Raw genomic sequence first — 26,066 nt, forward strand, 5'->3', positions numbered from 1 at the left:
GCGCATTTTCTCTTGACTTGTCAGTCAAACATCGCGTTTTGGCATCGGCTCCTTGCAGGAGACACGATGCCAAAACGCTCAGCTTGCCTGATCAAGTCCGTGTCGGCGCGGGGCACTGGCTCGCTTGCAGCTCGCACAGCGCCCCGCGCCTCTCATGCGAGCGTTGCTCGCGAGGCAGCTTTTGAACGTTTTCTCTTCTTCGTCGCTTGACACAGTTTTGCCCTTTCAAGCAGCTCAACCCCTAGGCCTTCTCAATCTTGGACTTTCCTGAGTTAGTTCCGGGAGATTACGGGAATTTCCGGATCTTTCCGTGAGATGCGTTCTATTATTCCGTGAGATTACGGGTCTTTCCGGGAGATCCCATGAGTTTCCGGATCTTTCCGCGGGGTTCCGGGAGATTACGGGAGTGGAAGTTGGCAAGATATGCTAACCGGAGCTGGTTAGCGGAAATTGTGCGAGTTGAAGCCAACCCGCACAACTGAACTTATTCGCACTGCTGTGCTCAACGCCTTTTGCTGCGCAAAATTGGAGTATCTTTAGGTAGGTATATCTGTGGATAAAATAATTAGGAATTTGCGCTACTTTGTATCAAAAATCCGCAGCAAGACTCGTGATCTAAATATTGAATAAAATTGTAGTTATAATAATTCTTGCCCACTGCTTAATTGTGACTGAAAAGGGGCTGGATAAAGTTGTGATAATGCTTTATGCACGTCATCACTTGTTGCGCATGGCAAATGCTATGCGGCTCTGATGGCTATTACTTTGCCGGTCATAACCATCAGAGCCTAGCAAGTACCAAACAGAACTTGGCACTCGCATAGGGAGAACCCACAACTCACAAATTGGTCGTAGCTCATCTCATGTCCGTTAACGGCTTGAGGCCTAACGCATTTCGTCTTGGAACGCGATAAGCGGAGCTATGCCTAATTTATTTATCCAAACATTAAACATCAGGGATACCCGTCTTACACGCGGGTAATCGAACAATGGCGCTTCCTTGGGGAAATGCCCGAACTCAGTTTCAGCTTGTGCGTGCGCAGGTAGAGGCAGAGCTCGGGAGAGGTGTATCTAAACGTAAGATCTTTGAGGCCCTTCGTGATGAAGGAAAGATCGATATGTCAAAAACATCTTTTTATGAGAATGTGGCTAAGGCTTTGAACCCTAAGGCTGAATTGGCTCAGGGAAGTGCCATTGTACCCCCACCCAAAACGGGGGGGAGCGGGACTAATTCACCCCCGGTTCCGCTCCTCCCATCTCAGCCAGTAGCTAAAAACCGGTTCCAGATGGCCTCCAAAATCCCCGATTACGAGTGATAGGTATAAGTAATATGAAATACGTGAACTTTGTAATGCAAGGAAAAGGCGGGGCCGGTAAGAGTTTTATTGCCCATTGTCTTGCCGAGTATCAACGTTTGAAAAATAGAAATCTTATTGCGATTGATACAGATCCAGTAAACCCAACATTTTCTTCTTATAAGGCGCTCAATTGTACTCTCATTCAAATGATGGAAAATGCCGAAATTGACCATCGAAGTTTCGATAAAATAATTGAGGGTATAATTAGCGCTGAGGACGAAATTCACTTCGTAATCGACACTGGAGCCACCACATTCCTGCCCTTGGTGAAATATCTGGCCGAAAACGACGTACTGATTCTCTTGGGCGAGCACGATTGTGAGGTTGCCATCCATACGGTCGTGAGCGGGGGAGGGGCAATTGATGCGACACTCTCCTGTATTGAGAAGTTATTCGAAGTATTCCCTGAACAGAAAATCATCATTTGGAAGAATGAATACTCAGGACGTGCAGAAAAAAACGGCAAGCCGTTCGAAGAGCTGAAGTTGTTTAAAGATAATCAGGCTCGTATTTACGCAGTGCCTACTTTAGCGCAGCGCACCGGCTCCTCCTTCAATCACGACATTCAGACCATGATCGAGCGACGATTGACCTTCTCGGAGGCAATCGTAAATGAGGGCTTTGGTCTCATGTCACGCCAGCGCATTAAGAAGGTTTGGGCTGACATTTCCTCGCAACTTGAAGCCATGGCTTTGTAAGCGTGAGCGGGGATGTGATGACAACAGCAGCTCAAATCGATGCGAATCAGTCCAATTTCGACTTTGTCGAGGACGAGAAGTCAAGAGGGCTTGAGGGCGCGCAGATCTCTTCCCTTGATGAGGTGAAGGCGCTTATTGCCAAAAAACATAGCGGAAAGTCCCTGGGATCTGATGATCCGATCTGGATGCTCTACTCCATGTTTGAGGTGTTTGTCTCTGATTTGTCAGTGCTGCTGGTGGAGGCTGAAACCCGTCTGACGGGCGAGCGCGAAAAGCTGAAAGCCATGGTGGGCGAAAGTGCCAAGGTCCTTAGCGATGAGATGCAAGGCGAGCTTTCCAATCTTGGTACTACGCTCAGTCAGATCCGCCATGATGTTGAGGTCAGCTCAATTGAGGGACTTTTGAAGCAGCAGGCTCAGTTCTCCGCTGAGCTTGGCGCTCTCACATCAAAACTCAAACGCTCTTCACTGCCGATTTATATCTTCACCGCTCTCAACTGGCTTGCCGTTGGAGCTCTCTATCTCATTATGAAGTAGGTCTGTCATGCAGTCTTCCAAACATTCAAGCTCGGTTTTCACTCGTGAGGTCAAACTCTTTCTCCTTGCCGTTCTGCTCTTAACCCCGACCGCCGCTTTTGCTGCTGGGAGCGGGGACTGGGCAACTCCTGCGGTCACAACTTTTCAAAACCTTGAAAGCGGCATGGTCAAAATCGGCACCGTGGCCGTTGGGATCGGTCTTGTCGGCTACGGGGTTTACTCTGCAATCTTTGGCGAGATGCGCTGGCAAAAAATGTTCCAGTACATTCTTGGGGCCGTCCTTATTGTCGCTGCCCCCACAGCAATCCGCGCTCTTGTCAGCGTAGGAGGCTGACATGAAAGTGCAGGACGGCGTTTATCGGCATCTTCAATCGCCCTCTACCATCTTTGGTATGCCGCCCATGTTTGCAGCTCTTGCACTGGGCGGGGTGTTTTTCATCGGCATCCTCTTAACAACGGTGATTGATCCTCCCATTGCCATGCTGCTCTGCATTTTCGCAATCCCGCCCGCGCTGATTTTCACGATCACGCTGCGCCGCAAGGATGCTCATTGTGAGGCGACACTGTTGCTGCCTCACACCTTCTTCAAGGGGAAAAAGGATCGCTGCCTTGTGGCTGGCGCTCGCTCTTTGACGACGAAAAAAGGATTGAAAAAATGAGCATCTTTGTTTCAACCGCAGCGACTTTGGGATTTGCGGGCGGCGCGGCCTTTTATGCAAACAAGTTGCTGCGCCCAGCTGATGGCGGCGGGTTTGAGCAGGACTGGCTTGCCGATGAGCTGGACTTTGATCATCTGCTTGAAGACCGCACCACCGTTGCCTTGAAGGATGGCTCCTTGTTTCGGGTGTTTCGGTTGAAGGGCGTTTCTTACGACACCATGAATATGGCAGAGCAAGAGGCCCTGTTTAAGCAACGCTCCAATATCTTGCACCAACTTGGCGGGTCTGGATCTGCTTTTCGCCTGATAGCCGTCAAACAATTAAAAGATATCTCCTTTGACTCTGAGTGGCCCTCTCCTGCCTTACGCGAGATTGGCAAGGCCGAGCAGGATCTGTTCAAACGCGCTTACACCATGGACTGGTATGTTGTGCTGGAAGCGACCACCTTTGAGACCTTAAACAAACATACCAAAACGCTGCTGTCTGGTTTTGACAGATACCAAATAGAGGTGGTTGAGGGCGCTGAGGATCTAAAGGCACACTGTGAACTGACCGCCTTTCTCACCTATCTGGTGTGCGGGCATATGCCGGAGAATGTGAAACGGGTCAGCCGCTCCATCAACGCAAATCTGCCTGCCTGTGATCTGATCATCAATAAAGATGGGACGATCCTCACGCAGACCCCGCGCAAGCACATTCACAGAACCATTGGTGTGAGCGAATATCCAGACAGTGTTTCCGGGATGATGATTTCCAAAGTGCTTGCGCTGCCAGCAGAGCTGGAAGTGACGCAGATTTGCATTCCGCTCAACACGGAAAAGACCATCCTTGAATACACCCGCAAGAAGGCAGAGCAGTTAAACGGGTTCCTCACATCTGTTTCTATGGTCGATCAGTTGGAAGCTGCCACGGAAGAGCTCACCAACAACTCAAACACCCTGTATCAGACCCAGCTCCAGTTCACGGTTCGCGCCAAATCGGAAGAGGAGTTAAACACTGTTCTGGACCAGATCTCTGCGATCTTGAACACGCGCCGTGTCAGGCATTCAGTGGAGACAGCTCCAGCGGCAAACTGCTGGTTTAACCGTCTTCCGGGCCGCAATAAGCTGGTGCGAAAATTACGTCTTTTTGACTCCAATATCGCGGCTTTGTGGCCGTTCCAGTATTCGCCTGAAGGGTTGTATTCCTCCCCATTCGGGAACCGTCCTTTGCGTTTGTTCAAGACCCCAACGGGGCAGAACTATGCGCTTCAGTTTCATGTGTTTGATAAAAAAGATGTAGCGGGCCATTACCTTTTGTTTGCCCCAACTGGCGGCGGTAAATCCACGTTTATCATGCATCTGCTAGGCGGCATCGCCAAGTTCCCAGGCGTCCCGAATTACATCTTTGATAGTATGCATGGCGCCCAGTACATGATTGAGGTGATGGGCGGACGCTATCAGTCCTTTGATACGCTTTCCCTCAACCCACTTGATTGCGATCTTTCAGATACAAACGCCCGCCAACGGGCAAACCGCATGATGCGCGTGATGCTGGGAGAGCAATACACCCAGGACATGAGTGATCAGATCAATGATGTGCTCGATATGGCAAGTGTTCTGGATGTCGGGGAGCGGACCTTCAGCAATATTTATAAGACAGCATTCCCGGTTGACACTCAGATCAAGCAAAGCTTTCAGCAATGGGTGAGCAGTGAGCGACAAGGAGCGGGGGCTTACAGCCATATCTTCAACGCCCCGCGAGACAGCATTCGCTCCTTTTTGGATCAAAGCTATCTGACCGGCATCGACATGACCGAACCGCTCAAGGATCCTCTGCTTGGTCCTGCTCTGGTGACACACATTTCCAGTGCGATTTTTGAAGCAGCTCACACCAACCGCAATGGCTTTTCCATCTTCATAGATGAGGCTGCAAATCTCCTGAAAAACAAAGGGTTCAGGGACCTTGCAAGCCAGATGTACAAAGAATACCGCAAGCTTGGCGGTGTTGTTGGCATGGCGTTTCAGTCGCCCTCAGATCTGGTCATCCATGGCAAGGAAGCCGATGGCATTATCAGCAATGCCCCAACCCTTTTCTTCATGTTCGGCTGTGGTGGCAGTGACGCGGATCTGGAGCCGTTCAACTTAAGTGAAGATCAGATTGCCTTTATTCGCGGTGAAACCGATCTGGCGGGAGGGCGACAGGTTCTTGTTATCAAGCGAGACAAAGCCTCCAGTTACAATGAGAGCACCATCATTGATGTGGATCTGACCCCTTATGGCGATGCACTGCGCTTTTATCGCTCTGGCCCGGATCCGGTAGCAGAACTTCGCAAAATTCAAGAAGTGTGGGGGGATCAATGGCTTTCTCACGTTTAACAGCAGACCAAACTCAAACGGGGATGACCGCAATGGGCTCCACTCTTGTTAAAGAAAAGACGACCTCGATCACCCAGGCCATACACTCGATCTTCAAGTCAGTCGAAGTTCTTGAAGGCGATTGTCGCCAGCTTATTTTGCATCACGGGCACACAGCTCCCCATGACTTGCACACGGGTGAATTCCAAATTTATGCAGCTGTCTACATCAACGGCGAACAGGAGCAGTTGCCTCGGGTTGAAGGCTTGGTTGTTCTGGCGACCAGAACGCCTGATGCGTTCAGCTACAAATTCATCAGCGAAGATCTTAACCCGCATGCTCGTGAGTGTCCGATTTGTGTCTTGGACTTCCTGACACCGACTAAGCAGCCGTGGGCACTCTCCTGGCGCACAGAATGCCGCAACTTCCAGCTTAACCACCATCCGTTGTTACGCATGGCTATCTGAAGGAAATTATCTGATGCCGTCTGGAGACGAGAAGATGCAAGAAAATACCGATCAGAATGTTCAGTTCAGGAGCAAGCTTGACCATGCGTTGGGTATTGAGACCCGAGTATCGGATGCAGCCAGAAATGCAGACCTGGATGGGGCTCCGCATCTGGAACAGGTGAGGACGAGCGACCTTCTCTCCCAGTTGGAACTTCGGATGCAGAACACTGCGAATTCGCTGCGCCATCTTGAAACCGTCATGCTCACGTTGCCAACAGGCAAGGGCACATTGCAGCAAAACCTTGATAGCAATGCAGCCGATCTTGCGCTGATGAAAATGGCTCTTGATTCCAAGACCCTCTACACAAAAAAACGCGATGGCTGGCTCGTGCTTGGCGCGGCAGCCATAGCCTTGGTCGTGACATTTAATAATCTGTTTAGCGACAGCTCTCAAGAGAGGGATATAGGCGGAATTGAACGCCAGCTTACCCGGCTTCAGCAAACGGTAAGATACGTTGCTGAAGAACAGGGTGTGACCTTTTTTGAATTGATCCGGGTTAGTTCGCCGCCCTCTCCTGTGATCACAAAGGTTGAACCGACCCTCCTTCCTTCCCCGCCTCTTTTAAGCCCGGCGGAAAAGCTCGTGATTACGCGTAAATCAGTGATTGAAGGGCCGGTCGTCACTTTTTCAGGAAAATCACCTAAACCTGCCACGCAAAAAGCGGAGGCCGGGCAATGAAGATCTCACGGTTTCTCGCGATCACCGCTTTAACACTGTCGCTCAGCCTGACTGCTGGGGCCAGCTTTGCCGCGCAGCCGGTCATTGATGTGAAGGCATTGGCGGAGTTCAAGAAACAACTGACGCATATGAAAGATCAGATCAAGACGCTCAAAGAGCAGCTTGATGTGGCTAAGGATGTGCGAGCTGGCGTTGATAATACGCTCAAAAGCATTGGTGAGGTCTCCTCGATCTCTATCCCGTCAATCAACTTCAGCGATATCACCGGTCAGATCATGTCGGACAATTCTTGTTTGATCCCGGACTTCGACAAGATGATGCCCAATGTCAGCTTTGAGGATGTGGACATGGGCTCGCTGTGTTCAAGGTCTGATGCCTATCAAAATGGTCTTGTGGCCGAGACAAAAGACATGGATTCCATGAGTTGGGAAGAGAAGAGTTTGACGCAGGACGCCGTCAATCAGGCCCGTGTCAATACGGTGGCCGATTCCGCGTTTAAAGGTCTGGCTCAGGCAGACATGGCGCAGGAAAACGCAGTTCAAACGCTCAAAGCGGCGCAGGAGTTAAAGAGTGCGGGCGCGTCTGCTCAAACCGTCAATGATCGCCTGCAGGTGCTTATTGAAGTGAATACCGCTCTGCTGCAAAGCCAGTCCCAGACCAATCAGTTGCTTGCACAGATGCTTAAGGTTTCGGCGGCGCAGTCCATTGTTCAGGGCGTTCCCATTGAGAGTGAGCTGGCTAAAGGCGACATGAAGAAAAAGGGAGGCTCGAAATGACCTCCCTTTGTGTGACGACCAGATCAACCGTCTTGCAGGAATTCAAGCCGGCCTTCGCGTTTTCGTTCTTCGTACATGCTTTTGTACAATTCGTCCGTATCGGGTCTGCGCCAGTTGGGAATAGCACAGCCGTCCATTGCAAAGCCAAGGAACCGAGTGTGCTTGTCGCAATAAAAACTCTCAAAGGCTTGCCAGTCCTCAGGATGCCACGGCGCAGTGTTGCCGAAGTTTCCGTACCATTTGTATTCCAGCAGGGTCAGGTCGCGGTAGCGAGCAATGGCGACCTGATCGGTACTTTGCAAGAATACCTCCCGGTCCACCTGGGCCCGAAACTTACGTTTTGTCTTTTCCCATTGAAGGATTGGAGTGGCTTTAATCTTGACCTTCCAGCGTGGAGTAAACTCAGCCTGCGCCGCTTGTTCAAAGACCTTGTAGGCCCCCTCGTATTTGGCAAGTTCGGCAGTGACCTCTTCATGGCTTTTCAGCGTGGTCCACGCCCATTTGGCGTAAGCCAGATCCAGAATTGTGGCGGCGCTGATATCAATCACAATGATATTTGTGGAGCCTGTGCCTTTCAGAGCAATAGAGCCCTTCAGATTGTCAATATCGGGTTCGGCGCGGGCCAGACTGGTAAACCCCAGAAAGGAGAGGGCAATGAGTAATGCCTGTATCAGCTGCCCGTTGATTGAAAAGTATGTCGAAAGTGGTGACCAGTACGTCAATGGTCTCATGAATATAGCCTATGATCCTATGGTGACAATATTTGCCAGTCTAGCATGTTTATGGGCGGTCTGGCAGGGGTTTAAGCTGGTCACAGGCACCACGGATATGAGCTGGGTTGTCACCCAATTTGTGTTTATTTTTTTCGGGTTCGGGGTGCTGACCGCCCTCAAATTCGGTCTTGCCGGGCAGGTCTACACGGCCACCACGACCTTGATGTTTGGCATTCCCGGCGCTCTCATGGGCGCAGGCAGTGGCACCGATGCGATCACGGGTCTGGTCTCCAATCTGGAGACTGCCTTTACGCGGCCCTTCAGCATGGGAAAAGCCATGATGAACGGAGCTGGATGGCTCGATAAGGCTGGTGTTGTCCTGTTTGTCGCCGCGCTCATGCTGCCCTTTATTCTCATGATGATTGCCTTTGTCACCCATGTGGCGATTGGCCTGTTCCGCGTCATGATCGTGTGCCTGCTGGCCCCTTATGTGATTGCCATCAGCGCGTTTCCCTTTGGCCGGGACAAGATCGGAGCCGGGATCTCAACCTTGCTGAGCGCGATCCTGACACTGGTCGCGGTCTCGCTGGTGTTCTTGCTGGTTATAGCAGGTGTGGGTTCTTTAATGCCCGCTGGTCAGAAGCTCAGCACCGATATCTTCCAAGCAGAAACATGGGGCAAATACGTTCTGGTGATCCTGACCGCGTGGTCCGGTGTAGCGCTGGTGCAAGAAGCGGTCTCGCTGGCAGGCACATTAGCGCAAGTCACACTCAATGCTGCCACTCCCGGTATGATGATGTCTGGTGTTGGACAGACGGCTGGGGCTTACGGCAAAGGCATTGGCATGGCGGGCAAAGGCGTTGCCAAGGGCTATGAGAAGCTGCGCGATATGTATGTGGGCAAGAAATCCGACTAGCAAAAACAACAGCCTGACCTTTTAACCCGAGAAGTAATCCAATGACCAAATTGTCCATCCCATCTCTCTCATTCGCCCTGTTTCTGGCTGGCTGTGCAACCAACGATGAGATGCCATATGAGCCGGTTGATACCGATCTGATGCGGCCCTCGCCTTGCGCCTGTCTGGAGCTTGATTATCAACCTCAAACCTTTGAGTGGATTGATGCTTCAAAAGCTTAGGAAATCACAGCGGCGCGAGAGCGATGAGAAGATCGAGCCTGCACTGGAACGTGCGGAGCTGGGCGCTCGCGATACCCCCAGGGGCCAGCATAAAGCTGTGCTGGAGGCTGATCCATTTGCGTACCAGAGCTCTCATCGAAGGCTGGTGTTACTCTTCAGGATCGCGGTTGGCTATGGTGTTGCCGCAACCGTTATAGCGGTGTTGTTGGCGCAAGCGGTCTCAGTCTTGGTGCCCTTGAAGACAACGCAAATTGCCTTGCTTCGCGTCGATCCAGCAGATGACCGCATCTACCGTGTTGAGCCAGTCTCTGTTGAGGTGGATGGTTTTGAATTGATGTTGGAGAAGATGGCACGGCGCTATGTGGCGCAGATCCTTGCCGTTGATCCAATCTCTCAAGCGACGCGGTTTCAGGAAGTTGCTCTTTATTCTGACCAGGACTTTTACCGTGAGTTCCTGAAGGAAAACGAGGGCCGCATCAATGAGGCAATTGAAGATGGTTTGAACCGCTCAATCACCATTGAAAGCGCCAATCAGGTTGATGCGTATGGCGGGATCTATCAGTACGCCGTTGATTTCATCCAGACAGATCGGATTGGCAGGCAAAAGCCGGAACAAGCCAAGCTTCGCGCCTATCTGGAACTGACCACACGTCCGCAAGAGGTCACCACAGTGGAGCGGTTTGAAAATCCCCTTGGCATTCGCATTTTAAAACTGGCTGTTCAGGAAAGACCGACCACATGAAGTCTTATTTCTCCCTTCTTGTCGCAACCACCTTACTTGTTTCAAACACAGCGGCCGCGCAGACAGGCTTGAACCGTGGTCCGCAAACACCAACCCAGCGGATCAATCAGGGTCAGCAAGTCGCCTCCAGTGTGTCTGCAAGCGTCCCTCAAGATGCCTTGCAACAGGCAGCAGCACAGCGGCGCGGCCAGTTTGGCCCCATGAGCCGGACCACAGTCCCACTCGGCCAGATCCAGAAGGCATGGGACAAAGCAGGCAATAAGAGCGGTGTTCATACCCAAGTTGAGTGCGGGACCTGTGTCTACCGTGTCCGCCTTCGCGAGTTCATGCTCACCGTGATCCAGCTTCCTGAAGGCGTGAAGATTGAAAACGCAGATGTGGCTGATGTGACCTTGTTTGATACGCAGGTTCGCAATGACAACACACTGGTCATCAAGCCACTGGCGGCAGGGGTGGACAGTTCGCTTCAGGTCTACGCCGAAGATGGGCAGGTCTACAGCTTCTACCTTCGCGCCGAGACGGTGAATTCAAAGCATATTCCAGACTTGCGTTTTAAAATCGAAAAGCCGCATTACACCCGGTCTGCTCTGATTGGTGTTGCAGCTGGCGGGGCTCCAAGCCCACTGATGAACATGACCTATCCTGCGCAAGTCCCGGCTACCGAGCCAGTGCCAGGCGATTACGTTAAAAAGGCCAATATTGATCCCTCCAAACTGCGCGGCTGGGGCGACTACAAGCTTTGGGGATCTGATGACAGTTTGAAGCCCGAAATGGTGCTTCGCGATGATCATTTTACCTACATTTTTTATGGCGACAAGTTCAATTCTTTGGAGCTCCCAACAGCCTACGTGGTGGTTGATGGCATTGATGAACTGGTCAATACGCGCCGGTCAGGCTCCACTTACATCGTTGAGAGCACGAATAAACTTGTGACTTTAAAGTCCGGCCAGTCCTTCATGTGCATTGAATACAAGGGGAGCTGACATGAGTGTATGTGAGTTTTTTCTTGCAATGTCGATCAGCTTTGGCGGGGCTTGTGAAGCTGTGCCTGCGCAATCGCGCGGGTTGCCACCAACTGATCCTGCGGTGTTTGAGTACAAACGTCCCCCGGCACCTAAACCGGTTGCACCTCCTGCGCCACTGCTGCCACGCATCATTATGGCCCCGCCAATCATTATAGAAAAAGAAGTCAGTAGGGACGCACCACCAAGGACGATTATCAAAAATAAATATGTGACGATTGAGAGGATTGCCGAACCGCAAGACCTGAAAGATCCTGACCCGTTCGAGCTGGAGTTACAGGCTGCTCGTGCTGCACGGTTTGGCTCGCAAGGGTTCATAGGTGCGGGCGGTGTTAAAGCCAATGGGGCTGGTGCCAATGTTCCAGGTCTTGCTGGTGGTCTTGCAAAGACAGCGGGCATGAATGTGGCTTCAGCCGGGGCTGATGTTGCTGGGTCCCTCAAAGCGCCAGAGGGAATTGATCCAGAAAACAGCACCTACCGGGCGTCGGGGCGCATCTCTACCAGTGCCGTTGATAACAGCCGGATTGTTGCTGCCGATCGCTACATCACCGGCATCATGGAAACGGGCATTAACAGCCAGCTTGCTGATGAAGGTTCGGTTGTCATTCAGGTGAGCCGGGACGTGTTCGGGTATCACGGCTCCAATATTTTAGTTCCAAAGGGCAGCCGGATGATCTGTCGTTATGAGAGCGCCAAGAAGGTTGGTCAGACCCGGATTAGTTTTACGTGCGAGCGTATCTTGCTGGCTGAAAGCCGCGCCGAGATCTATCAGCTCAAGTCCAAAGTGGGCGATGCACAAGGGTATGGCGGCATGTCCGGGCATGTCGATAACCGGTGGTGGGAAAAATATGGCACGGCCATTACCACCGTTGCCATTGGTGCTGCTGTTGAATCGGCAGTCACGCTTTCCTCTTCCTATGGTTCAAAGAATTCCGACACAGTCTCTTCTGCGCTTTCGGGCATTTCAGAAAATGTGGGCGAACTGTCGGCTAAATTTTTGGAGGACACGGTGAATTTGCGCCCTGTCATCCGAATATCCCAGGGCACCAGAGTTCAGATCAGACCTGAAAACGACTGGTACCTGGCACCACCTACCCAGCAGTAATAAGGGTTTTTTAGATGCGGAATATTTTAAGACTTAGTGTGGTTGGGGCCATGTTGCTGACAAGTACAGCAGCAGGGTTTTCCCAAACAGCCCCGCCACCAACACCCACACAGCAAGCTGCACAAGCTGGCAAACAGAACACGAGCGCGGCGCAGGCCACCGCGGCGCTCAAAGAAAAACTGTTTGCCGTTTCTGTGAAGCAGAAAACGCCAATCTTTGAAGGTAAGGCCGTTGAGCTTGCCTTAAGGATCAAAAAAGCACCTGAGTTCACCACTGCGGTGAACAAAAACGAGGTGTCTGTAGCTGGTGTGAGCGCAGAGGGTTTCTCCCAATATGTCATGCATGATGGGAAGAAGATCGGGCAAGCTGTGCTCACACGCCTGACAAAGGGCGAGCGCTTTGTTGAACTCAATGCGGAGAATTTTTCTTCCCAGTTTGATGTCAATGATGAAGCCATTAATCCAGAAGAAACGCTGGATGTATCGGGAAATGAGGAAGAGCTGATTGCAGCTTTAAAGAAGCTCAATTCAGATGAAGAGGCAGGCGAGGACAAAGACAAAGATAAAGAAGGCGAGCGAGAGAAGACCGAGGACGCCGAGCGTGATGAAAACGGTGGATCTGGAAATGGTTCTGGCCCCTCTGGGGGCGGTGATAAGCCCGAGACAAATGGTTATGAAACTCCAGAACGTCGCGAGATTGATGACAAGGATGCACCTGAAGACGTGCCCGAAGAGGTTCGTCTTACAGGGGAAGGATGCACGCCGGTCATCGACCGCAATCAGAATCTGATCCTGATGCAGTCCAAAACCCAAACTCTCAAAAAGGGAGTGGTGGTTGAAGAAAGCGCCTGTTCCAACAACGGGGTTAATTTTGCAATTCAGCACAGCTCGGCTTCTTGCGACGACAAGATAGATCTGAGTGCAAAAATCGCCAAACCTCAATTTGTTGAGTACTACATCAATGACAAAGTGGAACGCATCCAGCTATCCGAATGTCAGCCAGATCCTGAAACCACGTTCTCAATTTTCGAACAAGACAGCTGCCCGCTAGATATCGATCTGGATAAAGGGGAAGCCTACGTTGAAACGTCACTGGTTTACACGGACGGTAACAACAATCTTCAGGTCGTGCGCACTTGTGAGCGCTCAGCTGAGGCTGATCCTATTCCGATGAGCCAGGTCGCGGACGGGTGTTCCATCCGTCATGATTTTGCAAATTCCCTTTCAACTGAAATGGCTATGTGGACTTATGAGCGGGAGGGTCAGTACTTCCAGGCCTCGCCGTGCAGCACGACAGAAAACACTTATCCGCATGAGCAGGTGTTTAAGCAGAACGGCGTTGAAGTGTGCCAGATCATGGTGGATCTGAGTGGGCGCAGGGCAATCCCGCAATACCGGACGCAAATCACCGTCAATGGTTCATCGCAGTACATTGATCAATGTACACCAGATTCATCCGCGTCCATTGATATCAAATCCACGAGTGAGGGGTGTCTCAATCCAGCAGAGTTTAATCACGATATCACAGCGGGTGTCTCGTACGGACTTGAGCGGTTTTACTATGAAAACCCAAGCCGGGTCTATGTAAGTGCCTGCCAGCAGGGCGGCACAAGCTACGTTCACAATGTGGATGTGTCCTCATGGAAGTACAATGATGAGGAGCTGAAGGCGCAGCCTTTGTCGAGCGTCACTATCAATGTGTCTGGGCAGACCTATCCGATTGCCACCAATATGCTTTTGCCCGGTGCCCCGGAGGTAGCCTACAGTGAGGAAGACATTGAAGAAACTCAGGATCTTGCAGGACGTTACTATGAGGGCTGCAACGCATTTATTCCGACAAAACGTAGTAAAGTCTTTGAGCGCCCGGATGGAACACGTCATGCCGTTGCAATCGGTGCAGGCACGCCGATTGATGAAGGTGATCAATGTGTCCGTGAAACGGAAACCATTGAGCGATGGTACGAGGCGCTCGTTACACGTAACGATAATACGGCACGATCATCCGTGGAAGATGCGAATGGGAAGGTCATTAATTATCCAGGAGGAGATGGGTACGATTCATACCATGAAAATGGTCCATATGCCGCTGCGAGCGTAAAGCACGCCAATAGAAATACTTATTGCGAAAAAGCGATCATCACAGTTCTAAATAAAACTGAGATAGTACAACGGATGACTATTACAAATCCAGACAAGACAGTTACTTACACAGAATGGGTTAATCTGGATAAAAGATCGAAACAATCTTCTAAATCGGTGATGAATTCATACTTTGGTTGTTGAATATATTTGACAAAAGCTGGCGCGGGGAGCTGCGTCAGTGCTTCGTGAATTCGTAAAATAACGACAAATCAAACAGTTGATAGGTGTTCAGACCGTACCCCGTCTGAGCAAACGGGTAAGCTATGTCTAATGTACTCATAATGAAGCTTATGGAACCTTTATCTCAGATCTACTCTGATCCTGACGTGGTGGAGCTACGCCAGATGCGGCCTGATAAGCTTGTGCTGGAGCATCGCAAGTCGGATCTGCTGCAACTTGATGCGCCAGGTATTGGGTTCAATCAGATCCGGCGTGTGTGTCAGGCGCTTGCCAACTACAACGGATTGAAGTTTTCCGAAGACAAGCATCCCAAGCTTTCTGTGACATTACCTGAACGCCACCGCTTTGAATGTCTGGTTGGACCAAGCACGCTCACCGGCCTGTCCATGGCAGTGCGCTGCAAGCATCCCTATGAGGTCAAATTCGAGGACATGGGGCTTCGCCAAAAGATGATCGATTACATCAGTGAGGCCATGAGCAAGCGCTGGAATATCGCGATATCCGGCTCCACCAACACAGGCAAAACCACCCTTTTGAACAAACTGCTTGGTATGCTGCCCGCCCATGAGCGTGTGGTGTCTTGCGAGGATACGCCAGAGCTTGAGATTGAGCGCTTCTGGAATGGATCAGCCCTGTTTGCAGCACGTGATTCCTCGCAAGGGGCTGGCCTTCAAACATGGCCTCAGCTCTTTGATCACAAGATGCGTATCTCACCAGACCGCATCATCTTCTCCGAGATCTCCGTTCAAAATGCCTACTCTGCTTTGAACGTGCTCAACACCGGAGCCAAGGGCTGGATGTGCACCATTCATGCCGATAGCGCACAGAAGGTCGTGGACCGGTTTCAGTCCAATATCGATTTGTCTGGCGGGGTAACAACCCCCATACGCGGCTACTTCAATTCGTTGGTGGATGTGATTTTTCACATCACCCGCTTTGAGCGCGGCGTGCGCCATATCACCGACATTTATGAGGTCAAAAACGACCGCTTCATCCTCAAAGACGGGAAACTTCAGTGATGCATGTCTTTCCCCGAATTGTCGCGCTTATTTCCATTTTTGCCTTTATAGCCGTCACGCTTGCCGGTTGGTATTACACGCTGGAATTTGACCCCACCAACATGGAGTGGTGGAAATGGCTTTATGCCTACTTCCAACAAACCAATGAACTCCCAAACACCATCCTGATCCCGTTTGGTGGCGGGTTCATCGCCATGATTTTAGTCATGATCGCTGGCCGGATCGTCATGGAAAAGGCCACCAGTTCAACCATCTCTGGAAATCGAGATTCAAAGTCGCTGCACGGCACGGCCCGGTTTGCGGAGCGTAAGGAGGTCGAGAAAATGGGCCTGTTGCGCGGCAAAGGGGTTATCGTTGGCGGGTTTGAGGAGAAAAACGGCTCTACATCGGTGCTGCGCCATAACGGCCCGGAGCATGTGTTTGCCTTTGCTCCGACCCGTTCTGGTAAGGGTGTCGGGGTTGTTGTTCCAACGCTTCTGACCTGGCCCGGAAGCACCATTGTGCTCGATATCAAGGGCGAGAACTACGCGAAAACCTCAGGTTGGCGCGCCTCGCAAGGTCAGAACGTATTTTACTTCGAGCCGACCGCGGTCGAGGGCTCGGCCCGCTATAATCCCTTAGAAGAGATCCGCTGTGAGAGCGATCATCAGGTTGGCGATTGCATGAACGTTGCCAAGATGATCGTGGACACCTCCGGCAAAGGCCTCAAAGACTTTTGGGAACAAGAAGGGTTCTCGTGGCTGTCTACCGCAATCTTGCATGTGCTTTACCGGATCCGCAATGAGGAAAAACGCACGGCCAGTCTGGGAGATGTTCTTCAGTTTCTCTCCGTAGGAGATGACGATCCCTCAGCCGATCCTGCCGTAAAGCTCGATGAACTGGTGAAGGCAAGGGCCAAGGGCAAGAAGGGTGATGACGATGGTTTTGAAAAGCTGTTGCTCGATATGGAAAGTTACGAGCACAACAATGAGGGCGCGAACACGGAAGTGCGGCGCGGCGCATCACGGATGCGCAAACGCTCAACCAACGAGCGCTCTGGTGTGTCGTCAACGGCAACCGCACAGCTTGCCATTTTTGCAGACCCGATCATTGCCAGGAACACGTCCGCTTGTGATTTTACCATTGATGATCTGATGAATGCAGATCAACCGACCAATATCTATATGGTCTTATCGCCTGCCGAAATCGGCCGCATGAAAGCGCTTATTCGCATCATTTTAAACCAGATGCTGACGCGCCTGACCTCCAAAATGTCTCATGTTGAGGGCGAGACCCTTTACAAGCACCGCATGCTTTTGATGCTCGATGAGTTCCCCCAGCTTGGCAAGCTGGATATCTTTGAAAGCTCGCTGGCCTTCATGGCCGGTTATGGTCTCAAAGCCTTTTTGATCGCGCAGGATATTACGCAGCTTCAAAGCGCGTACACCCGCGAAGAAAGCATTATTTCCAACTGCCATATTCGCATTGCCTACGCTCCCAACAAGATTGAGACCGCTAAGGTTCTTTCTGACATGGCGGGCAAAACAACGGTCGTGCAACGCAAACGCTCCGTGTCCAAGAACCTTGATCGTTCTTCCACCAGTGTCTCAGAGAGCCTGTCGGAAGTTGCTCGCCCTTTGATGACACCAGATGAGTGCATGCTTTTGCCGGGGCTTGAATATGACGAGGACGGCAAAGTTACCGGTCCGGGCAAAATGCTGATTTTTGCCGCAGGCAAGCCGACCATCTACGGCCAGCAGTTTTTGTATTTTCAAGATGAAGAGCTGAACGCCCGCTCCAAAATGAAACCATCGGGAAATGTCAAAGCTGGAGGCAGCTTGAGGGAGCCAGCGGCAGCAAAATCTTGACCGGCTTATGACTCCGGCTGACTGCGCTCAGACACAGACCGGGTCACACTTTAAATTCCATTTCTTCGCCATTTAAAACAGGGAGAACCTGCCATGCAAAACTTAGAAAATGAACATGAGGTGCAGCCTACAAAAGAAGCACCCTTGCCGACCTCAGGCATTTTCAGTGACCCTATCAGTGATAATCGGGAGTTTTTCGTAGACTTTGATATCCCCCAGAAGCCAGGCCACAGCGTTTCCATTGATGCACATCCCGATGATGAGCAGGTCTGGGCGCATTATAGCGCGCCCGATGCTAAGGACTACCGGTCTCGTCCCATTGATAAAAGCTGGTTCGTTAATGCTGGAGACAAGCTCTACTACAACGCAAAAGAAGATGCTCTTGTTGAGTACAGCAAGGGAGACAACCCAGCGGTGATGGAGCGCCATTCTGTCAGCTTCAATCTCATTGAACAGCAGAGCGAAGTGGCAGTAGGTGTTGGTCTGTCTAAGGGTGATACTCTCGTTTATGATAAGGCGGCACGCAGAAAAAGCCGTGAACGCACTTATCTGGCCGTTCCTTACGCTGAGCGAGATCAGGCCAAAGAGCTTGGAGCCAAGTGGGACCGCAAAACCAAGAGCTGGTTTGCCCCGAGCGCTAAAGTCGTGCAGGCCACCAGAAAATGGTCGGTGGAAGGTAAAGCCCCCAAAGCAGAGCAGAGCCGGGAGCCGCAGCAGGAATTCAGCGATTGGGTCAAGGCCAGGGGGATGGACCTGAAGGGTTTGGCAACCATGGACGGTAAATGGCACCGTATTGCTATTGTTGGAGAGAGGGAAAAGAACGCCTCCTATCGCGGCTTCCTTGAGGGCGGCGTTCCAAACGGGATGCTCAACAATTTTAAGGGTGAGCAGGATAAGTGGGTTTTTACCGGACAGCAGCTTTCAAAGGATGAGGTCGCCCGCGCTATTGAAGCTGGACAAAAAGCTAAAAAGGACCGGGCTGAAGATCTTAAGCTTGAACAGCAGGCCACCGCGAAAAGAGCCTATGGGATCTGGTCCAATCTAAAAGACTGGGCCAAGCCGTCAAACTGCGAGTACTTGAAACGAAAAAACGTCCTTGGCTATGGGGTCAAACTCGACAAAGACGGCCGCATGGTCGTGCCGCTGCGCGATACAGATTTCAAGATCCACTCCCTGCAGTTTGTGGGCGAGGAAAAACACTACCTCAAACATGGCCGCAAAGAAGGCCTGTTCCATGCAATTGACCCAAAGCGCTACCTCAATGACGAGCGCCAGCCCACGAAGGAAGACACGCTTGTCTTCACAGAGGGCTATGCGACCGGCGGGTCGGTTCACAAGCTGGTGGGTAAGCCAATCATTGTGACCTTCGATGGTGACAATCTGGTCAAGGTTGCCAAGGCCATGCGCGAGAAGTTCCCTGATGTGACCATGTTGTTTGCAGCTGATGATGATCATCACTTGCCGAAGCGCGAAACCCCTTTGCCCAACAAGGGGATGGAAAAGGCGGTTGAAGCAGCAAGAGCTGTTGGCGGCTATGTGGTTGCCCCTCCCTTTACCAAAGCTGAAAAAACCAAAGGTCTGACGGACTGGAATGATCTGTGTCAGGAGCGCGGCCAGGACAAGACAACTTACCAGTTCATCACACAGGCGCGGGCGGCGCTGAGCAAAAACAATGAGCGTGAGCTTCAAAATGAGGCGACAAAATCTCCAAAAAAAGAACAAGAAATGGAGATGGCGTAATGAAGACTGGCAAGAAAAAAATTGAGATCGGCAGAGGAAACAGAGAGAGCACGGCTGCGTTTAACATCTACCTGCCGAAGTCTGTGATTGCAGATATCAAGGAGCGAGCCGACAAAATGAAGTGGAGATACGGCCACTACGTGGCCTACGTTTATGAAAACGTCTCTCATCCAGATCCCTCAAAAATGACCGCCATTGATGAGCTGAAAAAGATCAATCACGACCAGGCGCGGCTTGGGAACCTGTTGAACTCCGGGTTGGCTGATGCTGCGACAAAAGCCAATCATGAGGAGATGGAAAAGCTGCTGCGGGATATTCGCGATACGCAGGCCGCTTTGAAAGCAAAAGTACGAGCGCTCTGACCCATGATTGCACACAAGGTAGGCCGCAAGTCCGGCGCAAATTCATTCAAGGCTCTGGCGCGTTATGTGGCAGGCGCGCGCGAAGACAATGAAAAGCTAGGGGATCTTTGGATTGAAAATTGTGAGCTGGCAAGCACCAAGGAAGATCTGGACCTTGCCATTGTCGAGATTGAAAATACGCAAGGGCATAACACCCGCGTAAAGGGCGACCGCTCCTATCATCTGGTGATCTCGTTTGCTGAAGGGGAAGTGCCCGAGCTGGAGGTATTGAGGGACATTGAAAAGTCCTTTGCCAAGGCGCTTGGGTTTGAAGAGCATGAGCGCATTATCGGCACCCATACCAACACGGACAATTACCACATGCACGTGGCGATCAACCGGATCCACCCGGAAACCTACAAAGTTCATACGCCTTATTATGATTTTGATGCGCTGGAGAAAACCCGGCTTGAGATGGAGCTGAAATACGGACTGACCCGGACCAACGCCAAGGGCGAAGTGCTGGACAAAGCAAACCCCAAAGCGCGGGACTATGAGGCCAACACGTATGAGGTGTCCTTCTCCACCTATGTGAAGGATTACAAGGACGAGCTGTTGAAGATCCGGGAGACTTCCAAGACGTGGCCCGAATTCCATGAGGGCATTGCAGCCTATTCGCTTGAGCTCAAAAAGCGGGGCAACGGCTTTGTGTTCAAGGAACTGGACGGGCCGCGTATGGAAAAAGCCAGCACTGTTCATCGCGACTTTTCTAAGAAGTCTATGGAAGACAAGTTTGGTCCTTATCAGGCCCCAACCAAAGAGCTTGATCCATCCAAGCGCAAAGATCGTTATGAGCGCAGACCGCTGAAAGAGCGTCACAAAAACACAGAGTTGTGGGGCAGTTACAAGAAGCAACTGGGCAAGAAGAAGGGCAAACACAGCTGGCGCTCTTTCCTGAACGCCCATGTGCAACTCAACCATGCAGCCGTTGAAATGCTCAAGGGAGAGGAGGCCATGCTGTCCCTGATGGGACTTGGGTCAAGACGACAACCAAAGCAGTTGAAGGAGCGTTTGAAACGTCAGGGGCAACGAGACAAAACAACACAAAAGAGCAAGGCCACAGGCCGGGACAGATAGGCAGAAAAGCGCCCTGCCCGTTTTGCTGGTTGGTCCTCGTGGCGTGGAGGAAAAAGCAAGACTGACAAGGCGAGAGTCATAAGTACAACGGTGGGAACATAATCGCTTTTGCGGCCAGTGGAAACCATCATTTTCGTAGTAACGAAAACTCGAATGAGATCGATTGAGGGAGGGTATTGAAGTGCGGACGATAGTCAGAGCGCAATTGCAAAAGAGCAAGACCACAGGCCGGGACAGATAGGCAGAAAAGCGCCCTGCCCGTCTTGCTGGTGGTGCTAGCAGCAAGACAAACAGGGCGCAGAGCGGACGTTCAGGACACCGCGTCTTAGTGTTTACGGAAGCGGGCAATGAGATCGATTGAGGGAGGACCATTGAATTGAGGGCGATAATCGGAACGCAATTGCAAATTGTTATGGCGCAGTTCTGTGGGCGGATGGGAGGCCATGTAATGGGCCATGATGTTGGTTCCCTCTCGTTCATCACCAATGCTGCCAAAGACCTGACACATACACTCTTTGCCAAGCAGCTTTTGAGAGAACTCATCGGCGCGGTATTCAGCCATGCGAGACGTCAGGTCCGGGATGCGGTTCCCCAGACCAATAATCAGGCTGCAAGGATAGAAGAAGAACATCACGGCCAGATTGAGGATAGGAACGCGGATAAACAGATTTGCAAAAAACAAAAGCACATTGAACGGCGTGAAGATTGCAGAAGAGATTATCGCGTGTTTTGTATCCCAATACCGCAAATGTGCGATCTCGTGAGCAATCAGGCCCGCCAGTTCTTCCAGTCCGCGCTTGCGGAATTTGGTGTCGTAAAGAGCGCCTCTATGGATGGCAATCCGGTTGCGGCCATAAGCAGTGGCATTGTAGCCCTTGTCGTCAACCACACGCCAGACAATGCGCGGCAGTTTGATGTTCTTGGCATCAGCGCTGTGTTGAAGGTACGCAAAGGCAGCTTCAATCTGGTCCAGTTCGCGCTGCGAGGCACGGCGTGCGCCCAGCTTGATATCGCTGAAAAACTCAGAGACCCCCGGTATCAAAAACAGGATCAGAACGAGCGTGATCTGAACGCAAAGAACGAACAGCTCGTTTACGTGGGGAACAGGGAACGGGAGCAAGGCATAAGTATTGATGGCGGAAGTAACGGGGATCATCGCATAGAACAATATGAAGAAGGCAGGCGCGAAAATAACGGTCCACGAGATAAACCAACTCAAATCGATAGCTATGTGTCTGAAAATACTGCGCATTTGAACCACCCTCCATTGGCTCTATTCTACAAAAACCTGAGGTTGTACTCAATTAACTTCGCCCGTGTTCTTACTTTGTTCACAGCTAACTCAAGTATAGTTAATGCAGATAAGTAAGAGTTACGATTATCAATAATGTGAGAGATGAAGAGCTTGAAGTATTCGTCGTGACACGAAAACAACCCCTTAGGAACCTCATGGGATTTTACAAAAGAGCCATGACTAAATGACCGGATTACGGCGCTAACATGTGCGTAACATACAAAGTGATTAGGTTTCTACTTTTGGAATGGCAGGGAGATTTGTACTATTTGAATGAAATTTAAATCAGCTGAAACAGCCCTCTAGCGTGATCTAAAGATCACCCGAGCGGCCAGATGTTTCTATCAAGGATGAGAGCAATCGGGGCACTGCCCCTTAAAAAAGAAAACCCTGGAAGCCAGAGGCCACCAGGGGAGAACAACATAGAATTCAAGATCAGCACCTGAATTTCTATGTTGTCCTCCCCAAAATTGCAAGAGTGAAGACCGCATTATTTTTTGCGAACGGGATTGTTCACTCTGAATTTGGCCCAAAGCTTCCGTTTTAGACGGAATTTTTGGAATGCAGATTGATACTTTTATGCCTGAACAACCAGCAAGACTGTTCGGGATTGGCAACACATCGCGCCAGCAAAATGAATGTGCTGAAGCGGCAGCAAAAACCTTTAACGGATTGCGGGAGGGCGTGAGCCGCTGGGAGCCTCTGTCTCTTGTAAAGCGCTTGCAAAGCGAGCTGGGCCTAACTGCCACGCATGTTGCACACCTTGAGTTTCTGGTGGGCTACACCCGCGATCAGGATTGGAGCTATGGCAGTAATCCGATTGTCTACCTGACCGTCAGTGCGACCGCCAACAAGCGCGGCATCTCAGAGCGACAGGTTTTAAATATAGAACGCGCCTTGAACCGGGTTGGTTTGGTGTGCTGGCATGACAGCGGCAACCAACGTCGCTACGGCCACCGATCTAAGACCGGTGAGCTGAAGGAAGCCTATGGTGTGAATCTGGCGCCGCTGGCCGCCCTCTATGACCGTCTTCTAGGCTTGGTTGAAGAGCAGGAGCAACGGGCGCGGGTCTGGAAGCAGGAAAAGGCAGCGGTGCTGCTTTGCAAGCGTGTTTTGCGCGAACAGCTCACGTTGACCCCCGGCCATGCAAGTGCTGATCAGGCTATGGGCCTGCTGGCCTCGCTTCCAAGGCGCGTTGAAGCTCGGGTGACAATCACGCAACTGGTTCAGTGGAGCCAGCAGATGAATGATCTAATCGAGGCGTTTGAAGAGAACTCTCAAGACGAAGGCGAAACTGGACCACTAATAGGCGGAGTAGCTCAGTTTGAGCCGCTTGAAACAGAGCATCACAAAGACACGCAAAACAACATTGGCCGGAAGAATACTTCCGGCAGGTCGGAACTATATTTCCGACACATAAATACAAATAATACAAAACCAACACTTTCTAACGAAAGAAGTAATAGGCGGACATTGCCAACCGGCAATGACTTGAAGAAACCCCCGTCCGCTAAAGCGGTAATGGCTCTTGAGAAATATAAGCGTGAAAGCAAGGCTCATACTCGTCAACACCTGAATGCATTTGCGGACAGGTCCGATCAACCTCCCCTGCCCCAACTTGAACAGCCCTCGCTACCAACGCCTTTCTTCGGTTCGGGCATCGAGCATATTACCCTCAAACAGGTTATGGCCTGCGCCAGCCCCATGCTGCGCGATATGATCCGCAATGCCTCAAAAACGGGTGGAGCCGACTGGTCTGCTGTCGTCGAGGCGGCAAAACTGGCGGCGGGTTATCTGGGGATCTCCGCACCGGCCTGGCAGGACGCCCGCGACAGGTTGGGAGCAAGTGCGGCCGCAACAATTGTTGTGATTGCCGAGCGCAGAAGCACCGATCCGAAGACAACGATCAACTCATATGGTGGGTTTGTTCGCGGCTGTGTGGCCAAAGCTCAGGCTGGCGATCTGCATCTACACAAATCTGTTTTCGGACTGCTCAGCAAGGGAAACCTTGATGAATAACCCTGTCAGAAATCGGCTGTGTTGCCGCTGGTCGCTGTTAACGACAAGGGATCAGAAGCTCATCAAACCACTGATTTTACTGCTTCGTGCGTAAAATTGGCGTGGGCAGGCACAGCACAGAGTTCACAAAGCAAGGACGCGGCAAATTGAGACGAGAAGGGGAAAAAGAAATGACTGGCACCACTCAGCACATACTCAGTGATGACAGAATTCGGCAATTAGAACAGGAATTCACAAGAGCTATGGCGCAGGACGGAAAGCTCTTATTTCCGGCAAATGCGATGCTTGGGCATCGAAACAGGATCGAAAGCAGAGCCCAATCGTTAGGGGCCGCGATCACGGCGGAAGGTTGCGAGGCAATGGTACTGGCCTGTTACGCGAATTACCCTTCCACGCCCAGGGAAGATACCGTTGAGATGATCCAATTAGTCGATATGTTCCTGACCAATCCCGCAATAAAACGTCATCGCAAAAAGTGTTTCCCGCATAAGGCAAAGGATTGAACCAATGAAGAAATACGTCTCTCTTATCGCAGCCTCAATGCTGCTTGTGGCCTGCCAAACCACAGCCCCTGTCACCGATGAAAACCCACCAAGGGCAACCACTCAAAAAAGTGCTCAGCAAGTCTCGGCTTATCTTGCCAAGGAGTTCTGTGAGCAGGGTTATGAGATTAAAACTCAATCCAGCAAAAAGTTAATTGCAACCAAAGTGATGGATCCAAAAACCGAGGGGCAGAGATACTATGCGGATCGCTCAGCCGGGCTTCCCCATCATAAGCTGAAAGTGGAGTTCGCGAAGACAAAAGACGGAGTTGAGGTCATAGGTTGGACTGGAATACTCATGAACCCGGGAACCGCGAAGCAGCATGATTTTTCCGTGGTATCGTCAGCAGATGGTCAGCGATTGCAGGGCTTGCTCAATAAGGCGGCACGGTAGATTTTTATATACACATTTGAAACAGAAAAGGGGGAGCTTTTATGACATTGCCATCACTCGTTCTCAACCGCAGTTTTATTGGCGATTTTACAAAAGCCCCTGCCCCTTGTTTTGCTCTTGGCTTTGTTGAAGTAGAAGGCCGCAGAACAGGTTTTCTAGCCATGCGCCCAGACAGAGTAATCCCACCAGCGGCCCTTGCTGACGGGATTGGATTTGGTCACAGGTTATCGGAAATACAGGACCACACGTTGTGCCAGTTTGTTTTCAATATTTACGGCTTTGGCCAGTACTCAACTCTGGTTAATCCGGCCAACCTAATGGTGCGGCATGTTCTTGAAGTAATGCTAGAGCGGAAGGACTATTTCTTTCTCATTGTCAGCTCAGATAATAGTGTTTCCGTATTTCGGTCCAATCTTGGTGAAATAGATCTTGCGGGTCTTCGCGAAAACTTACCTGTGATGAAATCAGCAACAACTAGCGAGTTAGCCTATGAGAGGGGTGTTCGAGCATTTCTGCGATCACCAGAACCGCCAAGTGTTCATTTGAATTGGGTGTGCAGAGATAATCCCGAATACGTTAATGTGAATGAAGATCCGCTGGTATTGACCTCGGCTTAAAGGGGGCAGGAATTGGAGTGCTAGAACTATGACAAAGTCGAAAGAAAATTGTGCGGAAGGCTTTGATTTGCTTGTCGGGCATAACTTGAGGGTGGTTCGGAAGAAAAAAGGCGTAAGTCTTGTGACGCTGGGTGAGGCCATTACTCTTTCTTATCAGCAACTTCAGAAATATGAGAACGGAACAAATCGAATTTCTGCTGGTCGCCTCTATCAGGTAGCCTGTTGTCTTGGGGTTCCAGTCGAAGTGTTTTTCACTGGCGCTGAGAACTTAGAAGAGTACGTCAGAATTGAACGGCTTGAGAATGAACCGCAAACCTATTTTGCAAGTTATAGAACCTACGCTGGAACGACCCGTCGGGAGAATCTGGAAGCAGAAATTGAAGAGGTGTTGAACATCGGGAATAACCATCTCGGTTAACGTATCCATGAGTTGCTCGCCCTTAGTGTTAGGAGCGTGCTTAAACTAAGGGCACGAATCTATGTTGGTCTAATTCTCTGCCTGCGCTGGGTTATCCCTATTAGTAA

General features: G+C 51.0%; 28 protein-coding genes. 26 read left to right on the top strand and 2 right to left on the bottom strand.

The window, feature by feature from the left end:
- Positions 1 to 66 precede the first annotated feature (66 nt).
- From BLS62_RS31005 to BLS62_RS04810, 10 genes are all read left to right on the top strand, one after another.
- Entirely contained in the window at positions 67 to 210 is a 144-nt protein-coding gene (locus BLS62_RS31005) for a hypothetical protein (RefSeq protein WP_159436498.1), read from the top strand.
- A 779-nt stretch (positions 211 to 989) separates the two neighbouring features.
- Positions 990 to 1,316: a hypothetical protein gene (locus BLS62_RS04760; protein ID WP_093177637.1), complete on the top strand. Its 327-nt coding sequence runs from the start codon at positions 990 to 992 to the stop codon at positions 1,314 to 1,316.
- A gap of 14 nt (positions 1,317 to 1,330) precedes the next feature.
- Positions 1,331 to 2,056 (top strand): zeta toxin family protein, encoded by a 726-nt coding sequence (locus BLS62_RS04765; protein ID WP_143521513.1) that lies wholly within the window; start codon positions 1,331 to 1,333, stop codon positions 2,054 to 2,056.
- Positions 2,057 to 2,073: 17 nt separating this feature from the next.
- A complete protein-coding gene (locus tag BLS62_RS04770) occupies positions 2,074 to 2,592 on the top strand; it encodes a hypothetical protein (protein WP_143521514.1) in 519 nt (172 codons plus the stop codon).
- 7 nt (positions 2,593 to 2,599) lie between these two features.
- On the top strand, positions 2,600 to 2,926 hold the full coding sequence (locus BLS62_RS04775) for a TrbC/VirB2 family protein (RefSeq protein ID WP_093177646.1): 327 nt from the start codon (positions 2,600 to 2,602) through the stop codon (positions 2,924 to 2,926).
- A gap of 1 nt (position 2,927) precedes the next feature.
- Positions 2,928 to 3,251, top strand: a complete 324-nt coding sequence (locus tag BLS62_RS04780) for a hypothetical protein (protein WP_093177649.1) — start codon at positions 2,928 to 2,930, stop codon at positions 3,249 to 3,251.
- Entirely contained in the window at positions 3,248 to 5,608 is a 2,361-nt protein-coding gene (locus BLS62_RS04785) for a VirB4 family type IV secretion/conjugal transfer ATPase (protein ID WP_093177652.1), read from the top strand. The genes BLS62_RS04780 and BLS62_RS04785 overlap by 4 nt, the downstream gene beginning before the upstream one ends.
- Complete coding sequence (locus BLS62_RS04790) at positions 5,590 to 6,054, top strand: hypothetical protein (protein ID WP_093177655.1); 465 nt, start codon at positions 5,590 to 5,592, stop codon at positions 6,052 to 6,054. Before BLS62_RS04785 ends, BLS62_RS04790 begins: the two co-directional genes overlap by 19 nt.
- Before the next feature lie 199 nt (positions 6,055 to 6,253).
- Entirely contained in the window at positions 6,254 to 6,775 is a 522-nt protein-coding gene (locus BLS62_RS31290; RefSeq protein WP_200798467.1) for a hypothetical protein, read from the top strand.
- Entirely contained in the window at positions 6,772 to 7,551 is a 780-nt protein-coding gene (locus BLS62_RS04810) for a hypothetical protein (RefSeq protein ID WP_093177665.1), read from the top strand. The genes BLS62_RS31290 and BLS62_RS04810 overlap by 4 nt, the downstream gene beginning before the upstream one ends.
- A gap of 23 nt (positions 7,552 to 7,574) precedes the next feature.
- On the opposite strand, the gene BLS62_RS04815 is transcribed toward BLS62_RS04810, so the two are convergent.
- Positions 7,575 to 8,282 (bottom strand): hypothetical protein, encoded by a 708-nt coding sequence (locus BLS62_RS04815; protein WP_093177668.1) that lies wholly within the window; start codon positions 8,280 to 8,282, stop codon positions 7,575 to 7,577.
- Here BLS62_RS04815 and BLS62_RS04820 point away from each other — a divergent pair.
- The 11 genes from BLS62_RS04820 (at position 8,281) to traI (ending at position 20,675) form a co-directional block, all read left to right on the top strand.
- Positions 8,281 to 9,180 (top strand): hypothetical protein, encoded by a 900-nt coding sequence (locus BLS62_RS04820; RefSeq protein ID WP_093177671.1) that lies wholly within the window; start codon positions 8,281 to 8,283, stop codon positions 9,178 to 9,180. The genes BLS62_RS04815 and BLS62_RS04820 overlap by 2 nt on opposite strands.
- Positions 9,181 to 9,221: 41 nt before the next feature.
- Positions 9,222 to 9,401: a hypothetical protein gene (locus tag BLS62_RS04825; RefSeq protein ID WP_093177673.1), complete on the top strand. Its 180-nt coding sequence runs from the start codon at positions 9,222 to 9,224 to the stop codon at positions 9,399 to 9,401.
- Complete coding sequence (locus BLS62_RS04830) at positions 9,385 to 10,143, top strand: VirB8/TrbF family protein (RefSeq protein ID WP_093177676.1); 759 nt, start codon at positions 9,385 to 9,387, stop codon at positions 10,141 to 10,143. Before BLS62_RS04825 ends, BLS62_RS04830 begins: the two co-directional genes overlap by 17 nt.
- Positions 10,140 to 11,126 carry a TrbG/VirB9 family P-type conjugative transfer protein gene (locus BLS62_RS04835; RefSeq protein WP_093177679.1) on the top strand — a complete coding sequence of 329 codons (987 nt, stop codon included), beginning with the start codon at positions 10,140 to 10,142 and terminating at the stop codon, positions 11,124 to 11,126. The genes BLS62_RS04830 and BLS62_RS04835 overlap by 4 nt, the downstream gene beginning before the upstream one ends.
- 1 nt (position 11,127) lies before the next feature.
- The gene (locus tag BLS62_RS04840; protein ID WP_093177681.1) at positions 11,128 to 12,270 is read left to right on the top strand and encodes a TraB/TrbI/VirB10 family type IV secretion system protein; all 1,143 of its coding nucleotides are present in this window, start codon (positions 11,128 to 11,130) and stop codon (positions 12,268 to 12,270) included.
- A 50-nt stretch (positions 12,271 to 12,320) separates the two neighbouring features.
- The gene (locus BLS62_RS04845) at positions 12,321 to 14,552 is read left to right on the top strand and encodes a hypothetical protein (RefSeq protein WP_093177684.1); all 2,232 of its coding nucleotides are present in this window, start codon (positions 12,321 to 12,323) and stop codon (positions 14,550 to 14,552) included.
- A 122-nt stretch (positions 14,553 to 14,674) separates the two neighbouring features.
- Complete coding sequence (locus tag BLS62_RS04850) at positions 14,675 to 15,610, top strand: CpaF/VirB11 family protein (protein WP_093177687.1); 936 nt, start codon at positions 14,675 to 14,677, stop codon at positions 15,608 to 15,610.
- Entirely contained in the window at positions 15,610 to 17,457 is a 1,848-nt protein-coding gene (locus BLS62_RS04855) for a type IV secretory system conjugative DNA transfer family protein (protein ID WP_093177690.1), read from the top strand. The genes BLS62_RS04850 and BLS62_RS04855 overlap by 1 nt, the downstream gene beginning before the upstream one ends.
- Positions 17,458 to 17,550: 93 nt before the next feature.
- Entirely contained in the window at positions 17,551 to 19,197 is a 1,647-nt protein-coding gene (locus tag BLS62_RS04860) for a DUF5710 domain-containing protein (RefSeq protein ID WP_093177693.1), read from the top strand.
- Entirely contained in the window at positions 19,197 to 19,559 is a 363-nt protein-coding gene (locus BLS62_RS04865) for a hypothetical protein (protein WP_093177696.1), read from the top strand. Before BLS62_RS04860 ends, BLS62_RS04865 begins: the two co-directional genes overlap by 1 nt.
- A 3-nt stretch (positions 19,560 to 19,562) precedes the next feature.
- A complete protein-coding gene (traI, locus tag BLS62_RS04870) occupies positions 19,563 to 20,675 on the top strand; it encodes a TraI/MobA(P) family conjugative relaxase (protein ID WP_093177699.1) in 1,113 nt (370 codons plus the stop codon).
- Positions 20,676 to 21,000: 325 nt separating this feature from the next.
- Here the strand turns inward: traI and BLS62_RS04875 are convergent, their stop codons facing one another.
- Positions 21,001 to 21,927 (bottom strand): M48 family metalloprotease, encoded by a 927-nt coding sequence (locus BLS62_RS04875; protein WP_093177702.1) that lies wholly within the window; start codon positions 21,925 to 21,927, stop codon positions 21,001 to 21,003.
- 621 nt (positions 21,928 to 22,548) lie between these two features.
- On the opposite strand from BLS62_RS04875, the gene repC reads away from it, so the two are divergent.
- The 5 genes from repC (at position 22,549) to BLS62_RS04900 (ending at position 25,959) form a co-directional block, all read left to right on the top strand.
- Positions 22,549 to 23,988, top strand: a complete 1,440-nt coding sequence (gene repC, locus BLS62_RS04880; protein WP_159436499.1) for a plasmid replication protein RepC — start codon at positions 22,549 to 22,551, stop codon at positions 23,986 to 23,988.
- A 170-nt stretch (positions 23,989 to 24,158) separates the two neighbouring features.
- Positions 24,159 to 24,491 (top strand): hypothetical protein, encoded by a 333-nt coding sequence (locus BLS62_RS04885; protein WP_143521516.1) that lies wholly within the window; start codon positions 24,159 to 24,161, stop codon positions 24,489 to 24,491.
- 4 nt (positions 24,492 to 24,495) lie between these two features.
- Positions 24,496 to 24,924: a putative periplasmic lipoprotein gene (locus tag BLS62_RS04890; protein WP_093177711.1), complete on the top strand. Its 429-nt coding sequence runs from the start codon at positions 24,496 to 24,498 to the stop codon at positions 24,922 to 24,924.
- Positions 24,925 to 24,965: 41 nt separating this feature from the next.
- Positions 24,966 to 25,541: a hypothetical protein gene (locus tag BLS62_RS04895; protein WP_093177714.1), complete on the top strand. Its 576-nt coding sequence runs from the start codon at positions 24,966 to 24,968 to the stop codon at positions 25,539 to 25,541.
- A gap of 28 nt (positions 25,542 to 25,569) precedes the next feature.
- The gene (locus tag BLS62_RS04900) at positions 25,570 to 25,959 is read left to right on the top strand and encodes a helix-turn-helix domain-containing protein (protein ID WP_093177716.1); all 390 of its coding nucleotides are present in this window, start codon (positions 25,570 to 25,572) and stop codon (positions 25,957 to 25,959) included.
- The last annotated feature ends 107 nt before the right edge of the window (positions 25,960 to 26,066 follow it).

Source organism: Pseudovibrio sp. Tun.PSC04-5.I4, assembly GCF_900104145.1.
GTDB lineage: Bacteria > Pseudomonadota > Alphaproteobacteria > Rhizobiales > Stappiaceae > Pseudovibrio.